Annotated in this window: 21 protein-coding genes; 12 read left to right on the top strand and 9 right to left on the bottom strand. The window is 53.7% G+C overall.

All coding sequences use genetic code 11. The annotated features are described in order from the left end of the window. Nucleotides 1–7: 7 nt before the first annotated feature. Entirely contained in the window at nt 8–781 is a 774-nt protein-coding gene (hisP, locus tag NWV12_RS15460) for a histidine ABC transporter ATP-binding protein HisP (protein WP_023312558.1), read from the top strand. A 48-nt stretch (nt 782–829) separates the two neighbouring features. Here the strand turns inward: hisP and NWV12_RS15455 are convergent, their stop codons facing one another. Then, entirely contained in the window at nt 830–1339 is a 510-nt protein-coding gene (locus tag NWV12_RS15455; RefSeq protein WP_048980056.1) for a GNAT family N-acetyltransferase, read from the bottom strand. Between the two features lie 83 nt (nt 1340–1422). Further along, nucleotides 1423–1683: a helix-turn-helix transcriptional regulator gene (locus NWV12_RS15450; RefSeq protein WP_048980053.1), complete on the bottom strand. Its 261-nt coding sequence runs from the start codon at nt 1681–1683 to the stop codon at nt 1423–1425. Between the two features lie 122 nt (nt 1684–1805). Between NWV12_RS15450 and NWV12_RS15445 the strand changes: the two genes are divergently transcribed. Further along, complete coding sequence (locus tag NWV12_RS15445; RefSeq protein ID WP_048980052.1) at nt 1806–2054, top strand: helix-turn-helix domain-containing protein; 249 nt, start codon at nt 1806–1808, stop codon at nt 2052–2054. A 24-nt stretch (nt 2055–2078) separates the two neighbouring features. Here NWV12_RS15445 and NWV12_RS15440 read toward each other — a convergent pair whose 3' ends face one another. From NWV12_RS15440 to yfcG, 4 genes are all read right to left on the bottom strand, one after another. Next, a complete protein-coding gene (locus NWV12_RS15440; protein ID WP_048980049.1) occupies nt 2079–3899 on the bottom strand; it encodes an ATP-dependent endonuclease in 1821 nt (606 codons plus the stop codon). A gap of 92 nt (nt 3900–3991) precedes the next feature. Next, nucleotides 3992–4885 carry a TIGR01777 family oxidoreductase gene (locus NWV12_RS15435; protein ID WP_048980047.1) on the bottom strand — a complete coding sequence of 298 codons (894 nt, stop codon included), beginning with the start codon at nt 4883–4885 and terminating at the stop codon, nt 3992–3994. Between the two features lie 13 nt (nt 4886–4898). Next, nucleotides 4899–5267 carry a dihydroneopterin triphosphate 2'-epimerase gene (folX, locus tag NWV12_RS15430; RefSeq protein ID WP_023312555.1) on the bottom strand — a complete coding sequence of 123 codons (369 nt, stop codon included), beginning with the start codon at nt 5265–5267 and terminating at the stop codon, nt 4899–4901. A 75-nt stretch (nt 5268–5342) separates the two neighbouring features. Beyond that, nucleotides 5343–5972, bottom strand: coding sequence for a GSH-dependent disulfide bond oxidoreductase (yfcG, locus tag NWV12_RS15425; RefSeq protein ID WP_033146088.1), 630 nt, complete (start codon nt 5970–5972; stop codon nt 5343–5345). Nucleotides 5973–6113: 141 nt separating this feature from the next. On the opposite strand from yfcG, the gene yfcF reads away from it, so the two are divergent. Genes yfcF through yfcD form a run of 3 tightly spaced genes read left to right on the top strand, consistent with a single transcriptional unit; the run spans nt 6114 to nt 7975 of the window. Further along, on the top strand, nt 6114–6758 hold the full coding sequence (gene yfcF / locus NWV12_RS15420) for a glutathione transferase (RefSeq protein ID WP_032643441.1): 645 nt from the start codon (nt 6114–6116) through the stop codon (nt 6756–6758). A gap of 55 nt (nt 6759–6813) precedes the next feature. Then, entirely contained in the window at nt 6814–7365 is a 552-nt protein-coding gene (gene yfcE / locus NWV12_RS15415; protein WP_048980046.1) for a phosphodiesterase, read from the top strand. Between the two features lie 55 nt (nt 7366–7420). Continuing rightward, entirely contained in the window at nt 7421–7975 is a 555-nt protein-coding gene (gene yfcD, locus NWV12_RS15410; RefSeq protein ID WP_023312551.1) for an NUDIX hydrolase YfcD, read from the top strand. A gap of 3 nt (nt 7976–7978) precedes the next feature. On the opposite strand, the gene NWV12_RS15405 is transcribed toward yfcD, so the two are convergent. Continuing rightward, nucleotides 7979–8998 (bottom strand): LacI family DNA-binding transcriptional regulator, encoded by a 1020-nt coding sequence (locus NWV12_RS15405; protein ID WP_048980044.1) that lies wholly within the window; start codon nt 8996–8998, stop codon nt 7979–7981. 234 nt (nt 8999–9232) lie between these two features. Here NWV12_RS15405 and NWV12_RS15400 point away from each other — a divergent pair, with 234 nt between their 5' ends. The 5 genes from NWV12_RS15400 to NWV12_RS15380 all read left to right on the top strand — a co-directional run bounded on the left by NWV12_RS15400 (nt 9233) and on the right by NWV12_RS15380 (nt 13215). Continuing rightward, on the top strand, nt 9233–9676 hold the full coding sequence (locus NWV12_RS15400; RefSeq protein ID WP_047060619.1) for a PTS sugar transporter subunit IIA: 444 nt from the start codon (nt 9233–9235) through the stop codon (nt 9674–9676). Nucleotides 9677–9756: 80 nt separating this feature from the next. Then, on the top strand, nt 9757–10029 hold the full coding sequence (locus NWV12_RS15395; RefSeq protein WP_003861447.1) for a PTS sugar transporter subunit IIB: 273 nt from the start codon (nt 9757–9759) through the stop codon (nt 10027–10029). Between the two features lie 21 nt (nt 10030–10050). Next, nucleotides 10051–11442 (top strand): PTS ascorbate transporter subunit IIC, encoded by a 1392-nt coding sequence (locus tag NWV12_RS15390; protein WP_023312548.1) that lies wholly within the window; start codon nt 10051–10053, stop codon nt 11440–11442. Then, nucleotides 11439–12269: a transketolase gene (locus tag NWV12_RS15385; protein ID WP_048980043.1), complete on the top strand. Its 831-nt coding sequence runs from the start codon at nt 11439–11441 to the stop codon at nt 12267–12269. The genes NWV12_RS15390 and NWV12_RS15385 overlap by 4 nt, the downstream gene beginning before the upstream one ends. Continuing rightward, the gene (locus tag NWV12_RS15380; RefSeq protein ID WP_023312546.1) at nt 12262–13215 is read left to right on the top strand and encodes a transketolase family protein; all 954 of its coding nucleotides are present in this window, start codon (nt 12262–12264) and stop codon (nt 13213–13215) included. Before NWV12_RS15385 ends, NWV12_RS15380 begins: the two co-directional genes overlap by 8 nt. 74 nt (nt 13216–13289) lie before the next feature. On the opposite strand, the gene pta is transcribed toward NWV12_RS15380, so the two are convergent. Then, nucleotides 13290–15431 carry a phosphate acetyltransferase gene (gene pta, locus NWV12_RS15375; protein WP_023312545.1) on the bottom strand — a complete coding sequence of 714 codons (2142 nt, stop codon included), beginning with the start codon at nt 15429–15431 and terminating at the stop codon, nt 13290–13292. 76 nt (nt 15432–15507) lie between these two features. Then, nucleotides 15508–16710 carry an acetate kinase gene (gene ackA, locus NWV12_RS15370; RefSeq protein ID WP_033146081.1) on the bottom strand — a complete coding sequence of 401 codons (1203 nt, stop codon included), beginning with the start codon at nt 16708–16710 and terminating at the stop codon, nt 15508–15510. A gap of 337 nt (nt 16711–17047) precedes the next feature. Between ackA and yfbV the strand changes: the two genes are divergently transcribed. Then, nucleotides 17048–17503: a terminus macrodomain insulation protein YfbV gene (yfbV, locus tag NWV12_RS15365; RefSeq protein ID WP_048980041.1), complete on the top strand. Its 456-nt coding sequence runs from the start codon at nt 17048–17050 to the stop codon at nt 17501–17503. A 92-nt stretch (nt 17504–17595) separates the two neighbouring features. Then, nucleotides 17596–18090: a YfbU family protein gene (locus NWV12_RS15360; protein ID WP_023312542.1), complete on the top strand. Its 495-nt coding sequence runs from the start codon at nt 17596–17598 to the stop codon at nt 18088–18090. Nucleotides 18091–18100: the final 10 nt, after the last annotated feature.

Here is an 18100-nt window from a genome sequence, read left to right as displayed (position 1 = left end):
AAAGATGATGGCTGAGAACAAATTAAACGTTATTGATTTGCACAAACGCTACGGCGAACATGAAGTGCTGAAAGGGGTGTCGCTGCAGGCGAATGCGGGCGACGTGATCAGTATTATCGGCTCATCCGGCTCGGGTAAAAGTACCTTCCTGCGCTGCATTAACTTCCTCGAAAAACCGAGCGAAGGCTCGATTGTGGTGAGCGGGCAGAATATTAACCTGGTCCGTGATAAAGACGGCCAGCTGAAGGTCGCGGATAAACACCAGCTGCGCCTGCTGCGTACGCGCCTGACGATGGTGTTCCAGCACTTCAACCTCTGGAGCCACATGACGGTGCTGGAGAACGTGATGGAAGCACCGATTCAGGTGCTGGGCCTGAGCAAGCAGGAAGCCCGCGAGCGCGCGGTGAAATACCTGGCGAAAGTGGGTATCGACGAGCGCCAGCAGATGAAATACCCGGTACATCTCTCCGGCGGTCAGCAGCAGCGTGTCTCCATCGCGCGCGCGCTGGCGATGGAGCCCGAGGTGCTGCTGTTCGACGAACCGACTTCCGCGCTGGACCCTGAACTCGTTGGCGAAGTGCTGCGCATCATGCAGAAGCTGGCCGAAGAGGGCAAAACGATGGTGGTGGTGACGCACGAGATGGGCTTCGCCCGTAACGTCTCGAACCACGTTATCTTCCTGCATCAGGGGAAAATTGAAGAGCAGGGCCACCCGGACGAGGTGCTGGCGAACCCGCAAAGCCCGCGTTTGCAGCAGTTCCTGAAGGGTTCTTTGAAGTAGAGTTTGCCCTTCTCCCTCTCCCTGTGGGAGAGGGCCGGGGTGAGGGCATCAAGCCGCACCGCACTCCAGCCGATACACCCAGTCGTCATAGCGCACGCCGTCAATTTCATACGCCTTTTCCAGCACCTGCGTACGCACAAACCCGGCTTTCTCCAGCACCCGCACCGAACCGCCATTATCCGCCAGCACGTACGCGTTAATCGCTTTCACGCGGGTCTGGTTAAACGCGTAATCACACACCGCGCGCAGCGCCTCGCTGGCAATCCCTTTTCCCTGCGCGGCAGGCACAACCGTATAGCCAATATCGGCCTCTTCACGATTCTCAGGGCTGATTTGCAGGCCGATATCGCCCAGCGGCGTATCGTCCTCCAGAGAGCGGATCACGAAGACATGCTCCGCCATCAGGCGTGCGGCAAACACGCGGCGGGTCTCTTTTTCCGGCGCGATGGCGGCCATGTAGCGCATGATGCGGCGATCTTCACGCAGCGAACGGAAGAAGGCCCAGTCAGTGGGTTCGAAAGGAGTGAGGTGAAGCCGGGGAGTGGTGATTGTTGCCATTGTTACGCCATTCCGATGAATTTGGCTTATTACCTTAACACCGGAATGGAACTGGCGAACAGAATGGATTTTGGTGACGGAGGTTAGCGTCTGGTCCTGATCAACTTAGAACGATCAACATAGTTGCCATATTGATCGTAATAGCGACTGGGCCAGATCGACGCCGCATCTTTTTCTAGTGCCTCCGCGATGATCTTTTCCCCCTTGGGCCACGGCCTGGAGAGCGCGTTTGCAAGTGTAGAAGAACCTAAACCAGCCTGGCGTGAAAGAGCGGCTAGTGAGAGTTTGCGCTTGTGGAGCATGGCGATGATATCCGCTGGGTGCATGTCCTGATCTCTATTCATATATTTTCCTTTATATATGATTTTGTTTAAATTGCAGACACTAATACTAAGTAATACTTAGTACAATTTCAATAACGGGATACCAGAATCATGACTCTACTTCCAGATTTTGAAGAGTCACCATGCTTCCCCATCGACTTAAAGCGGCGCGACTGAAAGCGGGACTATCACAGCAAAAACTTGGGATCCTCGCGGGGATTGATGAAGCGACGGCTAGCGCACGTATGAATCAGTATGAGAAGGGGATCCACACGCCTGACTTTGCGCTGGCGTGCAAGTTGGCGGAGGTGCTGAATGTACCGGCTAGTTATTTTTATACAGTTGAAGATGACTTGGCTGAATATATTGAAAATTATAAAAAAGCCAACTAGTAAATAGTTGGCTTTTATAATTAATTAACGAAGATGATCAAGATAAGGAGTGTGTAGATTTAAAAATATCTCTCGCCAGTTTTGCGGAATGGTACTAAAATCAGCCCCCCATTCTTCTTGTATAAAATTATATGCTCTATATGGTTTATCTTTTGATGGCGCATCATAGCCGAGAATATCTTCTATACAGTTATTAATCATTATTCTACGTGTCTCGCCTGTTTCGGCTAAAATCAATGGGTTAATTAATTCCGCTTTAGGTGTGCCTATATCAGAATCATGTAATATGATGTAGTCGATTCCTAATGCATTTAGATATTTAGCCATGGAAATCATAACCGCTTTTCCTCTGGCGCGCAAAATTTCGCAATTACCTATAGCTATAGATTTTTGTTCAGGAGAGAGTTTCTTAATGGTTTCTCTTAACACAACTTCTTCAGTGTCACCTTCGACAAATATACATTTATTTGTGAAAAATATTCTAGCAATGTAATCATCTATCTTCAGTAGCATTTTAAGATTTAATTTTTCATTCTCTTGTAAACTTGTGAATGCTTGTTCAAGATTAAAAGAATGTGTTGAAGTAAAATCATTTTCGCTTACAGAGAATTTAGTGAGGCTTAAGCTAGTATCAGATCCTAAATCTATCATATATGGGGAGTGTGTTGTCGCTACAATTTGACTTATGCCCGATGCGAATTTGTAAATTGTATCTCTCATCTGACTTGCAGCAGCAGGATGCAAATATATTTCAGGTTCTTCGAAGCATAAAATTGTTGATCTTTGGGATTCTTCATGTGCATTCAAATAATCTTGAATAAATCTAATTAATTGAAAGGCGGTGCATCTAATAATACCATGACCTTGATAGCTTACTGACGTTCTGACATTGCTTTCCATTTCAACATTAAACAATGGTTTAATCACTTTATCTGCATCATCTAAATTTGCAGTAACATGTATCGATGCATTAGGGAATAAAGAATGTGCCATTGAATTCAGATCTTGTATTAATCGTCCGAAATCTGTTTCCCTGTCCTGTGGATTCATTTCTCTGGCTAGTAGGGAAAGATGTTGTTGAGCTTGGGTATAGTTATCAGATCTGTTTCTAACACTTTTGAATAGGTCGCCTAAGAGATTTAATAGAGCTCCATTTTGGCTAGTTAGTTCAGACATGCAAGATTCTGCTGGGATGATAATTACCTTTGGCAGTTTAGATATTATATTGCCCGGAATACCACCTGGGTTTTTTACCCAAGTAGCTGCAGAATCTGCAACAACGTCCCATAGTTGCGGTAGTTCGTTTGCTTTTTCTTTGTTTGCTTTTGTATTCAGCGATGTTGTTAAATTATCAAAGCCGAAATGTTCTGTTAGAAATTCAATTGTAAAATCCTCGCCCTCAAGTTCTGCAGGAGTTTGCGCTGCAGCATACTTTTCACTTCTATTTTTATTTTTCTCCATTATAAAAATTTCAGGTTTTGTGCTTGTAATACTCCACACCTTCCTGTAAACAATTTTATTGTTTGTTTCACCTGGTAAAGGGTGGTCATTTCTAATAATCCTTCCCTTAAAACCTATCCATGTTTCAGCTTCATCAGGGATATTATGGTATTCTCCTATTATCTCAATCGTTTCTTCTTTTATGTAATCATCACGTTCTTGATTATAACATTTAGAGTAATCATCGGATGAAGGGTTAATGTTTTGATGCAGAAATTGCAATGCCCTGAAAACACTGGACTTACCAGCATTATTGGAACCAATTAGGAACGTCGCATCTCTAAAGTTTATTGTGCAGTCTTTTAACTTTCTAAAGTTTTTAATAGCTAAATTATCCAAACGCATTTTAATTTCCTTATAGATTTATTTGTTTTATAGCTAAACAAAATTACTATAAGTCACTAGTTAAAATGCTGTCAGATGTCTCATTATTGGTTTTATCCCACCACATCCCCCAGCGCCTCTTCTAATTCATACCAGCGGAACGCAAAGCCGGCCGCTTCTAGCCGTTTTGGCAGCGCCCGCTGTCCGCCTAATACCAGCACAGAGGCTTCCCCCATCATCAGGCGAATGACCGTGGCAGGCACGCGCAAAATCGCCGGGCGGTGCAGGGCATGCCCCAGCGCGTGGGCAAACTGTTCGTTACGCACCGGATAAGGCGCAACCATGTTAAACGGCCCGCGCAGATCGTTATCCAGCAGCCAGAGAATACCGTTGACCATATCGTCGATATGGATCCACGCCAGGTACTGACGACCATTGCCGATGGGGCCGCCGAGCCCGAGCCGGAAAGGGGGAAGCATCTTCGCCAGAATGCCGCCCTTCGGCGCAAGCACGACGCCGGTCCGCAGCAGGCAGACGCGGGTACGATCGCTCTGCGCCGCACAGGCGATACGCTCCCACTGGGCGCAGAGCTTATGGGTAAACTCGTTATGCGGCGGCTCTTCCTCGGTCACCACCACCTCGCCGAGATCGCCGTAATAGCCTACCGCTGAACCTGAAATCAGCACCGAAGGCGGCGTGTGGCTATTGCGGATCAGCTCGACCAGCTTTTCGGTAATGTTCCACCGGCTGCTGCATAACAGCTGTTTTTGCTCTTCCGTCCAGCGCTTATCGGCGATGGGTTCACCCGCGAGGTTTATGACGGCGTCGAAGCCGTCGAGATTTTGCTGCTCGGCCAGATTTTTCCAGATATCGACACCCGCCCCGAGCACCTGGCGCGCTTTCTCCGGGCTGCGCGTGACCACGGTAATGTCGTGATGCAAGGCCTGCAGACGCGCAATGAGGTGACGACCAATCAGGCCTGTACCGCCGGTCAGCAAAATCTTCATACAACCTCCAGGGTTACGCCTGGCGTCGCCAGCTTAGCGTCATGGAGACGGAATCGGCGTAGCGCAGGGCGTGAAGTTTATCGATCTCAACTTCAGCATAAGTGACCCAGTGATGTTCGCGTGCGATATCGAGCACATCCTGAGTTAATTTTTCCAGCAGAGAGAAGCGGTTATTCTCCACGTACTGAATGATGTTTTTGGTTATTGTGCGGTAGTTCAGCGCGTCGTTGATGTCTTCGCTGGCCCGCGCTTTGTCTGCGGGATAGTGAATTACCACGTTAATGACAATATCCTGACGGTTGGCGATCTCTTCCTCTTTGATGCCGATGAAGGTGCGCAAGCGTAAATTTTTTATGCGAATAATAGCGTCTGGCTGTGACATTGCAGGTCTTCTCCGTGTCAGTATTTCACGCTCATCATACATGAGAGGCTCGCGGGCACCCAGCCTCATAGAGGGCTAAATCTGCTGGATTTTTTGCATTGCCCGCTCGGTGGCCGGGCGGGTTCGGATGCGCTCAAACCAGTTGTTCACCGCCGGGTAAGCGGCCAGGTCAATTCGGTGTTTTTCATGCGTATTCACCCACGGCCAGCAGGCGATATCGGCAATACTGTAATGATCGCCCCCGAGCCACGGCGTTTTCTCCAGCCTACGGTTCAGAACGTCATACAGCCGTTGAGTCTCAACCTGATAGCGTTCTATTGCATAAGGAATGGGCTGCGGGGCGTAAGCGGTAAAGTGATGATTTTGCCCCAGCATGGGCCCCAGCCCGCTCGCCTGCCAGAAGAGCCATTGCAGGGTATGGTGACGCTCGCGCAGTTCGCCGCTCAGCAGTTTGCCGGTTTTCTCCGCCAGGTAGAGCAAAATTTCACCGGATTCAAACAGGCTCAGCGGCCTGCCCCCGTCCGCCGGGTGGTTATCAATAATGGCCGGGATTTTATTATTCGGCGAGATAGCCAGAAAGAGAGGGCTGAACTGATCGCCTTTGCTGATATCCACGCGAATGATCCTGTAATCCAGCTCGGCTTCTTCAAGAAAAAGGGTGATTTTATGGCCGTTTGGGGTAGGGGCGTAATAAAGGTCGATCATTCTCAACTCCTGTCCATGCGAATAGTGATGCCATGAGAAATGAGTATAGGTGGTTGTTGTAAATCGTGAGTTTTCATCAAGTGACAGCGGGGCAAAGAGATTATATGTTGAGTAAAAACCCGATCAGCCGATGAGGATGTTATGAACCAGCCCGTAATCACGTTGTGGTCCGATGCGAATTTCTTTTCTCCCTATGTTATGAGCGTATACGTTGCGCTGGCCGAAAAAGGACTCACTTTTACGCTGAAGACCGTCGATCTTGACGGCGGTGAACATCTCAAGCCGCAGTGGCAGGGCTACGACCTGACCCGACGCGTGCCGGTGCTGGAGATCGACGGTTTTGCCCTGAGCGAATCGTCTGCGATTGATGAATATCTGGAAGATAGGTTCGCGCCGCCCGAGTGGGAGCGGATCTATCCGCACGACCTGCAAAAACGCGCGCGGGCGCGGCAGATCCAGGCGTGGCTGCGGAGCGATCTGGTGCCGATTCGCGTGGAACGCTCAACGGACGTCGTGTTTGCCGGGGTCAAAAAGCCAGCGCTCAGCGCTGAAGGCCGTGAAAGCGCGCAAAAACTCATTGAAACCGCCACCTCGCTCCTCGCACACGGCAACCCGAACCTGTTCGGCGAGTGGTGCATTGCCGACGCCGATCTGGCGTTGATGCTAAACCGCCTGATCCTCAACGGCGATGAGGTGCCGCAGCTGCTGGTTGATTATGCCGCGTTTCAGTGGCAGCGCGCCTCCGTGCAGCGCTATGTGGCACTCTCGGCTAAGCGCGCGGGCTGATAAGCCCTGACGCTTCAGGTATGATGGGGCAGTCTGTTTTCCCGAGGAGTGACTGATGAAACTGATGTTTGCGTCGGATATCCATGGATCGCTGCCCGCTACCGAGCGTGTCCTTTCCCTGTTTGCACAAAGCGGCGCGCAGTGGCTGATTATTCTGGGGGATGTGCTCAACCACGGCCCGCGCAACGCGCTGCCAGAGGGCTACGCCCCTGCGCAGGTCGCGGAAAAGCTCAACCCGTACGCCTCGCGCATCATTGCCGTTCGCGGCAACTGCGACAGCGAAGTGGACCAGATGCTGCTGCATTTTCCCCTTACCGCGCCATGGCAGCAGGTGCTGCTGGAACAAAGCCGTCTGTTCCTGACGCACGGGCATCTTTTTAGCCCGGATAATCTCCCGGCGCTCGCGGCTGGCGATGTCCTGGTTTACGGTCATACTCATATTCCGGTTGCTGAAAAGCGCGGTGAGATTTATTACTTCAATCCGGGATCGGTCAGCATACCGAAAGGCGGTTATCCAGCGAGCTATGGCATGCTGGATGGAAATACCCTGCGCGTTATCGCACTTAATGATCAGCAAGTTATTGCGCAGGTAGCGATTAATCCGTAAGTTACACCTCAACTGCAAACGCGCCGAAAGAGCGCTAAGAAGAGAAGGTTTCCCGATGGTGGAGCAGAGTCATTTGGCAAGTACAGAGTGGGTTGACATTGTCAGCGAAGAGAATGAAGTGATCGCGCAGGCCAGCCGCGAACAAATGCGTGCGGAGCGTCTGCGCCACCGCGCAACGTACATCGTTGTGCATGACGGGATGGGCAAAATTCTGGTCCAGCGCCGCACGGACACCAAAGATTTTCTCCCGGGTATGCTGGATGCCACCGCAGGTGGGGTTGTCCAGGCAGATGAAGTGCTGCTGGATTCCGCGCGTCGTGAAGCGGAAGAAGAGTTAGGCATCGCCGGCGTGCCGTTTGCCGAGCACGGTCAGTTCTATTTCGAAGACGAAAACTGCCGCGTCTGGGGCGGGCTGTTTAGCTGCGTCTCCCACGGACCGTTCGCTCTGCAGGAAGAAGAGGTGAGTGAAGTCAGCTGGATGACGCCGGAAGAGATCACCGCGCGCTGCGACGAGTTCACGCCGGATTCGTTAAAAGCGCTGGCGCTGTGGATGACCCGCAACGCCAAAAACGAATCGACCAAATCAGAGAAAGAGGAAGAGGCTGAGTAAGCGTCAGCAACTCTCTCTCAGACACAGACTGGACGCGATGGGCTTTTGATCGCGCCAGTCACCGTCATTCAGACGCTCCAGCAACGCTTTCCCGGCTTCAATTCCAATCTTACGATGCGGCACCGCCATCGTCGTCAGCGGCGGCTGACAGACGCGGCTCACGTCGCTATCGCCAAAGCCGACCACCGCCAGATCGTCCGGCACCTTGATTCGTCTGCGCTGACACTCGTACAGCGCCCCGCAGGCCAGCTCGTCTGAGACGCACACCAGCGCATCCAGCTCCGGCCACGCCAGCAGGAATTCAGGCAGCTGTGCCGCGCCGGTCGAGAAGGTCGGTGGCATCGCCGCGTTAATCACCCGGTTCGGCGACATATGGTGGCGAAGCATGGCTTTGTACCAGCCCTGCAAATGCTGCTGGAAAATCCACTGCTCCTGGTTGGCGCACAGCAGGCCAATATTTTGGTAGCCGCGCTTAATCACCATTTCCGTGAGTTCATACATGGCCGCTACGTTATCAATCCCGATATTCATATCAATCGGGTCGGCGCGCATGGCCCCCATCTCCATCACCGGAATGGAGGCGTTTTTCAGCCAGTGGCGAACGGTGTCGGTATGTTCAACGCTGAGCAGGATAGCGGCGGCAATATTCGACGCCAGCAGCGTCTCCAGCAATTTCTCCTCCTGCTCCAGGCGATGCTGAGATTCAGCCAGCATGATCTGATACCCGGCAGGCTGTAGCACCTGCTGTAGCCCGGCGAACATCTCCGAGCAGCCGGCTTCGGAGAGATTTGGCACCACCATGGCTATCGTCCACGACGACGCCGAGGCCAGCGCGCTGGCGGCAAGATTAGGCATATAGCCCAGTTCCTGCACGGCAGCTTCAATTTTTTCTCGTAGTTTATCGGAAACCTGTTCGGGCGTGCGGAGTGCACGGGACACGGTCATCGTGCCCACACCGGCAAGCTGTGCGACATCGGCGAGTGTCACTTTACCGGTACTGCGCCGTTTTCGGGTTAGAGACATACACCTTCCTGCTGACCAGACGCGTTCTTCATTTCCTTCGCTTCACGTGACAGGCAGTATACGCCTTAAATCCCTTTTTTTGCTGTGATTTAGCGACGTGATTGTATTTTGATAGCGCTATCACATTTCTGCATGTTAAGCATTGGTAGCGCTATCTTTGTGATCCCGATCGCAGTCATCCAGCGATGTGTTGAATAAAGTTTGCTCATCTTTAGCGTGTAGCGGGAGTGAAAAGTGCTCAAAAAATGGATATATGATACAACCATCACGCTGCAGGATAGCGTGGAAAACTGGCCGCAGGCGCTGGAGCTGTGCGCGAAGCCGCTTCTGGATTTGCAGGTGATTGAGCCTGAATACGTCACTGCCATCATCCAGCAGCACCACACGTTAGGACCCTATTATGTGCTGGCACCAGGGCTGGCGATGCCGCATGCGCGGCCGGAGGAAGGCGCCAAAGGACTGGGGTTGTCTTTATTAAAACTAAAACAGGGCGTCTCGTTTGGTGCCGGTGAGTTTGACCCTGTCGATGTGATTATTATGCTCGCGGCACCGGATAAACATAGCCATATCGAAATGATATCCGCACTCGCAGAATTATTTTCCAGCGACGAGGATATGGAAAAACTGCATCAGGCGAATACCCTGGAGGAAATTAAAACGATTATTGACCGCTTCTGATTTAATTCTTTAATCCGATTATTCACAACATTACGCGACAGCGTGATGGGGCGTGCTCTACTCAAAATAAGGGGACAACAATGAAAATCATGGCTATTTGCGGCTCCGGCCTGGGCAGCAGTTTTATGGTCGAAATGAATATTAAAAAGGTACTTAAAAAACTGGAGATTGAGGCTGAGGTTGAACATTCCGATCTCTCCTCGGCCACGCCGGGCGCGGCCGATCTGTTCGTGATGGCAAAAGACATTGCGGCCAGCGCCAGCGTGCCGGAAAGCCAGCTGGTGGTGATTAACAACATCATCGACATCAACGAACTTGAAGCGCAGCTGCGCGCCTGGTTCGAAAGACAATAACCCTGATAAGGCGAGGTGGATATGTTTATCCTTGAAACGCTGAATTTCGTTGTTGATATTTTAAAAGTCCCTTCGGTGCTGGTCGGTTTAATTGCGCTAATTGGTCTGGTTGCGCAGAAAAAAGCGTTTTCGGACGTAGTGAAAGGGACGATTAAAACCATTCTCGGCTTTATTGTGCTGGGCGGCGGCGCCACGGTGCTGGTGGGGTCATTAAATCCTTTGGGCGGTATGTTTGAGCACGCCTTTACGATTCAGGGCATTATTCCAAACAATGAAGCGATTGTGTCAATTGCGCTGGAAAAATACGGTGCGGCGACCGCGCTTATTATGGCCTTCGGCATGGTGGCGAATATTATCGTCGCGCGCTTTACCCGCCTGAAGTACATCTTCCTGACCGGGCACCACACGTTTTACATGGCGTGCATGATTGGGGTGATCCTGACGGTAGCGGGCTTTGAGGGCGTGGGGCTGGTCTTTACCGGCTCGCTGATCCTCGGCCTGATCATGGCCTTCTTCCCGGCGATTGCCCAGCGCTACATGAAGCGCATTACCGGCAACGATGAGATTGCCTTCGGGCACTTCGGCACGCTGGGCTACGTGCTGTCCGGCTGGATTGGCAGCAAGGTTGGCAAAGGCTCCCGCTCAACCGAAGAGATGAACCTGCCGAAGAACCTGAGCTTCCTGCGCGACAGCTCGATCTCCATCTCCCTGACCATGATGATTATCTACCTGATCATGGCGGTGAGCGCCGGACGTGAGTATGTCGAGGCCACCTTCAGCGGCGGTCAGAACTACCTGGTCTACGCCATCATCATGGCGATCACCTTCGCGGCGGGCGTGTTCATCATCCTGCAGGGCGTACGCCTGATTCTGGCGGAAATCGTTCCGGCCTTTACCGGCTTCTCGGAAAAGCTGGTGCCGAACGCGCGTCCTGCGCTGGACTGCCCGGTGGTGTATCCCTATGCGCCAAACGCGGTGCTGATTGGCTTCCTGTTCAGCTTCCTCGGCGGGATTGTGGGGTTGTTCATCTGCGGTCAGTTTAGCTGGGTGCTGATCCTCCCGGGCGTCGTGCCGCACTTCTTCACCGGCGCAACGGCGGGCGTGTTCGGTAACGCCACCGGCGGACGCCGCGGGGCAATGATTGGCGCCTTTGCTAACGGCCTGCTGATCACCTTCCTGCCGGTCCTGCTGCTGCCGGTGCTGGGCGCCATTGGCTTTGCCAACACCACCTTCTCGGACGCCGACTTTGGCGCGGTCGGGATTGTGCTCGGCAACCTGGCGCGCTTCCTGTCGCCGCTTGCCATCACCGGACTGGTTGTGGCGTTGTTCGCGCTGCTGGTGGCGTACAACGTCTTCGCGAAAAACAAACCTGCGGGCGGTAACGCGCAGGAAAACACCGGAGCCAAATCATGAATGAGAAAGAGATAACCGAACTCGCGCGTCAGATCCGTCTTGAGACGCTGAAATCCCTGACGCAGCTGGGCTTTGGGCACTATGGCGGCAGTATGTCGGTGGTCGAAACCCTGGCCGTGCTGTACGGCGCGGTGATGAAAATCGACCCGGCGGATCCGGACTGGCCGGAGCGAGACTATTTTGTCCTGTCGAAAGGTCATGCGGGCCCGGCGCTCTACAGCACGCTGGCGATCAAGGGTTACTTCCCGGTGGAAGAGCTGAGCACCCTGAACCAGAACGGCACGCGCCTGCCAAGCCACCCGGACCGTCTGAAAACGCGCGGCGTGGACGCCACCACCGGTTCGCTGGGGCAGGGGATCTCGATTGCCGGCGGTATGGCGCTCTCGCACAAGCTGGCGGGGCGACCGAACCGCGTCTTCTGCATTGTCGGTGACGGCGAGCTGAACGAGGGGCAGTGCTGGGAAGCCTTCCAGTTTATCGCTCATCATCGCCTTAACAACCTGACGGTGTTCGTGGACTGGAACAAACAGCAGCTCGACGGCGAGCTGGACGAAATTATCAGCGCGTTCGACCTGGAGGGGAAATTCCGCGCCTTTGGCTTTGACGTGGCGACGGTGAAGGGCGACGACATCCCGGGCCTGCTGGCGTTGACGTCGCGGGTCCCGGCTGCCGACGCGCGTCCGTTAGTCGTCATCCTTGACAGCATCAAAGGGCAGGGGGTGCCGTACCTGGAACAGCTCAGCAACTCGCACCACCTGCGGTTGACCGCGGAGAGCAAAGCGGCCCTCAACGAGACGATTCGCCAACTGGAGGCTTCACATGATTAAGGTTGCACCGGCAGGAGAGAAAGACGCCGTTGAGATGCGTAAGGTCTACGCGGGCTTTGTGGCAAAGCAGATTGAGGCGGGTAGCGAGATTATCGCCCTGGAAGCGGATCTGATGAGCTCGATGGCGATGGACGGCGTGGCGCGTGATTATCCGCAGCACGTGATTAACTGCGGCATTATGGAGGCCAACGTCATCGGCACCGCGGCGGGGCTGTCGCTTACCGGGCGTAAACCGTTCGTTCATACCTTCACCGCGTTTGCCAGCCGTCGCTGCTTCGACCAGCTGTTTATGTCCCTGGACTATCAGCGCAACAACGTGAAGGTGATTGCCTCGGATGCGGGCGTGACGGCCTGTCACAACGGCGGGACGCATATGTCGTTTGAGGATATGGGCATCGTACGCGGTCTGGCGCATTCGGTGGTGCTGGAGGTGACCGACGCGGTGATGTTTGAGGACGTGCTGCGCCAGCTTATCGACCTCGAAGGCTTCTACTGGGTACGCACCATCCGTAAGCAGGCGCCGAGCGTGTATGCGCCGGGGTCAACCTTCACCATTGGTAAAGGCAACGTGCTGCGCGAAGGAACCGATATAACCCTGATTGCCAACGGCATCATGGTGGCGGAAGCGCTGGAAGCGGCGCGCCAGCTTGAGCAGGAGGGGGTCAGCGCGGCGGTCATCGACATGTTTACCCTGAAGCCCATCGACCGGATGCTGGTGAAAAACTACGCCGAGAAAACCGGTCGCATCGTCACCTGTGAAAACCACAGCATTCACAACGGGCTGGGATCGGCGGTGGCGGAAGTCCTGGTGGAAACCTGCCCGGTACCGATGCGGCGGGTGGGCGTCAAGGAGCGTTACGGCCAGGTGGGGACACAGGATTTCCTGCAGAAGGAGTATGGCCTGACGGCACATGACATTGTATCGGCGGCGCGAGAGCTGCTGTAAATAAAAAAGGCGACCCGTTAAGTGGTCGCCTTTTTGTTGCCCGGTAAGCGCTAGCGCCACCGGGCTTTTTAACATTACTGCTGCTGCGAAGACTGGATCGCGGTCAGAGCGATGGTGTAGACGATATCGTCAACCAGCGCGCCACGAGACAGGTCGTTCACAGGTTTGCGCATGCCCTGCAGCATTGGCCCGATGGAGATCAGGTCTGCTGAACGCTGCACCGCTTTATAGGTGGTGTTACCGGTGTTCAGATCCGGGAAGATGAACACGGTAGCGCGACCTGCAACCGGCGAGTTTGGCGCTTTGGATTTCGCCACGTCGGCCATTACGGCGGCGTCGTACTGCAGCGGACCGTCGATCATCAGGTCAGGACGTTTTTCCTGCGCCAGACGGGTCGCTTCACGCACTTTCTCTACGTCGCTACCAGCACCAGAGGTACCGGTAGAGTAGGAGAGCATCGCAACGCGCGGTTCGATACCGAAGGCAATCGCGGAGTCCGCGGACTGGATAGCGATTTCTGCCAGCTGCTCTGCGGTTGGATCCGGGTTGATCGCGCAGTCGCCGTAAACGTAAACCTGTTCAGGCAGCAGCATGAAGAACACGGAAGAAACCAGAGAGCTGCCTGGCGCGGTTTTGATCAGCTGCAGCGGTGGACGGATGGTGTTCGCCGTGGTATGAACCGCACCGGAAACCAGACCGTCAACTTCGTCCTGCTCAAGCATCAGTGTGCCCAGCACCACGTTGTCTTCCAGCTGTTCGCGCGCAACGGCTTCGGTCATACCCTTGCTCTTACGCAGCTCAACCAGACGGGCAACGTAGCTCTCGCGAACCACTTCAGGGTCAACGATTTCGATGCCAGCGCCCAGCTCAACGCCCTGAGACGCCGCAACGCGGGTGATCTCATCCGGGTTACCCAGCAGCACGCAGGTCGCGATGCCGCGCTCTGCACAGATAGCAGCCGCTTTAACGGTACGTGGTTCGTCGCCTTCTGGCAGAACAACGCGTTTGCCCGCTTTACGCGCCAGCTCGGTCAGCTGATAACGGAATGCTGGAGGAGACAGGCGGCGGCTGCGCTCGGAGGTTGCAGTCAGGGATTCGATCCAGTCTGCGTTGATGTAGCCCGCAACGTATTCCTGAACTTTCTCGATACGCTCGTGGTCATCAACCGGCACTTCCAGGTTGAAGCTCTGCAGGCTCAGGGAGGTCTGCCAGGTGTTGGTGTTCACCATGAAGACCGGCAGGCCGGTCGCAAACGCGCGTTCGCACAGCTTGCTAACGCGTGGGTCCATCTCGTAAGCACCGGTCAGCAGGATCGCACCGATTTCCACGCCGTTCATCGCGGCCAGACAGGCGGCAACCAGCACGTCAGGACGGTCTGCGGAGGTTACCAGCAGGGAACCTGCGCGGAAGTGTTCCAGCATGTGCGGAATGCTGCGCGCACAGAAGGTCACGGACTTCACGCGGCGGGTGTTGATGTCGCCTTCGTTAACGATGGTAGCGTTCAGGTGACGCGCCATATCGATTGCACGGGTTGCAATCAGATCGAAGCTCCATGGCACCGCGCCCAGTACTGGCAGAGGGCTGGATTCCTGCAGCTTAGCCGGGTCAACTTTGATGACTTTCGCTTTGGAAGAGTCGTCGAAAATCTCGGACAGGTCAGGGCGAGTACGTCCCTGCTCATCCACCGGTGCGTTCAGCTTGTTCACGATCACGCCGGTGATGTTGGTATTTTTCGCGCCGCCGAAGCTGCTGCGCGTCAGTTCGATACGCTCGTTCAGCTGCTCTGGGGTGTCGGTGCCCTGAGACATCACGAAAACGATCTCTGCGTTCAGGGTTTTCGCGATTTCAAAGTTAAGAGACTGGGCAAACTGGTGTTTGCGCGTCGGGACCAGGCCTTCAACCAGCACCACTTCCGCGTCTTGCGCGTTAGCATGATAGTTAGCGATGATCTCTTCCATCAGCACGTCTTTCTGGTTGCTGGACAGCAGAGACTCTACGTGGCTCATCTTCAGCGGTTCAGCCGCTGGCAGATTGGAGTTCTTGCGAACGATGGTGGTGGTCTGGTCTGGCGCATCGCCACCAGCACGTGGCTGGGCGATTGGCTTAAAGACGCTCAGACGAACGCCTTTGCGTTCCATAGCACGGATAACGCCAAGGCTGACGCTGGTCAGGCCGACGCTGGTTCCGGTAGGGATCAGCATAATAGTACGGGACACGGTTTATCCTCTTTCGTTACCGCCGCAATTGGGCGGGTTACAAAACAGCACCGCCAGCATTGCTGGCGGTGTGGAATCAGGCAGTCAGGCGGTGCGCGTCTTGCGCAATGACCAGTTCTTCGTTAGTTGGGATAACGAGAGCAGGGCGGGTGCCTTCTTTGTTGATGAAGCCAGACTTGCCGAAGCGGGCAGCCAGGTTACGCTCGTGATCAACGTCGAAGCCCAGAACGCCCAGTTTGCCCAGGGACAGTTCACGAACCATTGCCGCGTTCTCACCGATACCACCGGTGAAGATAACCGCGTCCAGACGACCGTCCATCAGCGCAGTGTAAGAGCCGATGTACTTCGCCAGACGGTGGCAGTAAACGTCCATTGCACGTTTAGCGTCTTCTTTCTCTGCGTAGTTGTCTTCAACGTAACGGCAGTCGCTGGTGACTTCGGTCAGACCCAGCAGGCCAGACTCTTTGGTCAGCATTTTGTTGATCTGGTCAACGCTCATGCCCAGGGTGTCGTGCAGGTGGAAGATGATCGCCGGGTCGATGTCACCGGAACGGGTACCCATCACCAGACCTTCCAGCGGGGTCAGGCCCATGGAAGTATCAACACATTTACCGTTGCGGATAGCAGAAACAGAACCACCGTTGCCCAGGTGGCAGGTGATGATGTTCAGTTCTTCAACCGGCTTGTTCAGAACTTTTGCGGCTTCCTGAGTCACATAGAAGTGGCTGGTGCCGTGCGCGCCGTAGCGACGTACGCCGTGTTCTTTGTACAGGCTGTATGGCAGGGCATAGAGGTAAGACTCTTCCGGCATGGTCTGATGGAACGCGGTGTCGAATACGGCCACGTTTTTGTCTTTCAGATTCGGGAAGGATTTCAGCGCTTCAGCGATACCGATCAGGTGAGCCGGGTTGTGCAGCGGTGCGAAGGACGCAGAGTCCTTGATGCCCTGGATCACAGATTCGTCGATCACGACGGAGCTGGTGTATTTTTCGCCGCCGTGGACGATACGGTGACCAATCGCAGTCAGCTGAGCAGACAGTTCTGGTTTTTGTGCCAGAATAGTGTTAACGATAAAGTTCAGCGCTTCACTGTGAGCGGCGCCTGCACCTAAAGCCGCTTCTTGTTTGCTGCCGTCCATCTTCCACTTGATACGTGCTTCAGGCAGATGGAAACATTCGGCCAAACCAGAGAGGTATTCGTCACCGTTGAGCGCATCGATGATGGCGAATTTCAGTGAGGAGCTACCGCAGTTCAGAACCAGTACTAACTTACTCGACATGGAAGTACCTATTATTGATACGTGGCTAAAAAAACGTCAGTGAGTCTAACAGCGTAACGCATGAGGACTCAGACATTTATGATTAACATCATGCCAAACGAACATTGTGGCATGATGGAAGAAATAACTATGATTTTATGCCATTTTGCACAATTTTCAGCCAATGGCATAATGTGCAATAATTTGACGAGTTAATGATTCTCGTCTAAGGCCCTATCAGGCTGGCACAGGATACCCGATACGGGGTAGAGATGACAAAATATTTTGAACGTTGTCATAGCTTGTTGTGGTTTTGCACGGAAATTTTAATTTTTATATGTGAAGTTGAGGTACAGCCATGTCGACACCAGTGAACCCGTCCGTAAATTTCTTTAGTCTGTTTCGTCGGGGACAGCATTACGCAAAGACGTGGCCGATGGAAAAGCGCCTTGCGCCGATGTTCATTGAGAATCGCACTATCCGCGCTACGCGCTATGCGATTCGCTTTATGCCGCCTGTCGCTGTCTTTACGCTGTGCTGGCAGATTGCGTTGGGCGGGCAGCTTGGTCCTGCAGTCGCGACGGCGCTCTTCGCCTTAAGCCTGCCGATGCAGGGCCTGTGGTGGTTAGGTAAACGGTCCATCACTCCGCTTCCCCCTTCTATTTTACACTGGTTTTATGAAGTGCGCGGAAAACTGGAGGAGGCCGGACAGGCGCTCGCCCCGGTCGAAGGCAAGCCGGACTACCAGGCGCTGGCGGACACGTTAAAGCGCGCTTTTAAGCAACTGGATAAAACATTCCTCGATGATTTGTGATTGATCATCGAAACGACGACGAAAAGAAGGCACAGTAACAATCAGTTACCGTGTCTTTTTTTTAAAGTGCAATGCGCTACAGGAGTCGAAAGATGGAAATGACCCATGCTCAACGTCTGATTTTGTCCAACCAGTACAAGATGATGACTATGCTTGATCCCGATAACGCTGCGCGCTACAGCCGCCTGCAAACCATCGTCGAACGCGGTTTTGGTTTGCAAATGCGTGAACTGGACCGCGAGTTTGGCGAGCTGAAAGAAGAAACCTGTCGCATCGTGATCGACATTATGGAGATGTATCACGCCCTGCACGTGTCCTGGACGAATCTCAAAGATCAGCAGTCCATCGACGAGCGCCGCGTGACCTTCTTAGGCTTTGATGCCGCAACGGAAGCGCGTTATCTGAGCTATGTTCGCTTTATGGTGAATACAGAAGGGCGCTATACCCACTTTGACGCGGGCACTCACGGCTTCAACGCGCAGACCCCAATGTGGGAAAAATATCAGCGTATGCTGAGCGCGTGGCACGCCTGCCCGCGTCAGTACCATTTAAGCAGCAACGAAATTCAACAAATCATTAATGCCTGACGGAGGTGCG

The organism is Enterobacter sp. Crenshaw, assembly GCF_024734705.1.
In the GTDB taxonomy this organism is placed as follows: Bacteria; Pseudomonadota; Gammaproteobacteria; order Enterobacterales; family Enterobacteriaceae; genus Enterobacter; species Enterobacter asburiae_B.
The sequence above is the reverse complement of the archived record's forward strand: the minus strand, read 5'-3'. Positions and strand labels throughout refer to the sequence as shown.

Coding starts and splice junctions, on each gene's coding strand:
- hisP (WP_023312558.1), top strand. CDS start 8: ATGGCTGAGAACAAATTAAACGTTATTGATTTGCACAAACGCTACGGC.
- NWV12_RS15455 (WP_048980056.1), bottom strand. CDS start 1,339: ATGGCAACAATCACCACTCCCCGGCTTCACCTCACTCCTTTCGAACCC.
- NWV12_RS15450 (WP_048980053.1), bottom strand. CDS start 1,683: ATGAATAGAGATCAGGACATGCACCCAGCGGATATCATCGCCATGCTC.
- NWV12_RS15445 (WP_048980052.1), top strand. CDS start 1,806: ATGCTTCCCCATCGACTTAAAGCGGCGCGACTGAAAGCGGGACTATCA.
- NWV12_RS15440 (WP_048980049.1), bottom strand. CDS start 3,899: ATGCGTTTGGATAATTTAGCTATTAAAAACTTTAGAAAGTTAAAAGAC.
- NWV12_RS15435 (WP_048980047.1), bottom strand. CDS start 4,885: ATGAAGATTTTGCTGACCGGCGGTACAGGCCTGATTGGTCGTCACCTC.
- folX (WP_023312555.1), bottom strand. CDS start 5,267: ATGTCACAGCCAGACGCTATTATTCGCATAAAAAATTTACGCTTGCGC.
- yfcG (WP_033146088.1), bottom strand. CDS start 5,972: ATGATCGACCTTTATTACGCCCCTACCCCAAACGGCCATAAAATCACC.
- yfcF (WP_032643441.1), top strand. CDS start 6,114: ATGAACCAGCCCGTAATCACGTTGTGGTCCGATGCGAATTTCTTTTCT.
- yfcE (WP_048980046.1), top strand. CDS start 6,814: ATGAAACTGATGTTTGCGTCGGATATCCATGGATCGCTGCCCGCTACC.
- yfcD (WP_023312551.1), top strand. CDS start 7,421: ATGGTGGAGCAGAGTCATTTGGCAAGTACAGAGTGGGTTGACATTGTC.
- NWV12_RS15405 (WP_048980044.1), bottom strand. CDS start 8,998: ATGTCTCTAACCCGAAAACGGCGCAGTACCGGTAAAGTGACACTCGCC.
- NWV12_RS15395 (WP_003861447.1), top strand. CDS start 9,757: ATGAAAATCATGGCTATTTGCGGCTCCGGCCTGGGCAGCAGTTTTATG.
- NWV12_RS15390 (WP_023312548.1), top strand. CDS start 10,051: ATGTTTATCCTTGAAACGCTGAATTTCGTTGTTGATATTTTAAAAGTC.
- NWV12_RS15385 (WP_048980043.1), top strand. CDS start 11,439: ATGAATGAGAAAGAGATAACCGAACTCGCGCGTCAGATCCGTCTTGAG.
- NWV12_RS15380 (WP_023312546.1), top strand. CDS start 12,262: ATGATTAAGGTTGCACCGGCAGGAGAGAAAGACGCCGTTGAGATGCGT.
- ackA (WP_033146081.1), bottom strand. CDS start 16,710: ATGTCGAGTAAGTTAGTACTGGTTCTGAACTGCGGTAGCTCCTCACTG.
- yfbV (WP_048980041.1), top strand. CDS start 17,048: ATGTCGACACCAGTGAACCCGTCCGTAAATTTCTTTAGTCTGTTTCGT.
- NWV12_RS15360 (WP_023312542.1), top strand. CDS start 17,596: ATGGAAATGACCCATGCTCAACGTCTGATTTTGTCCAACCAGTACAAG.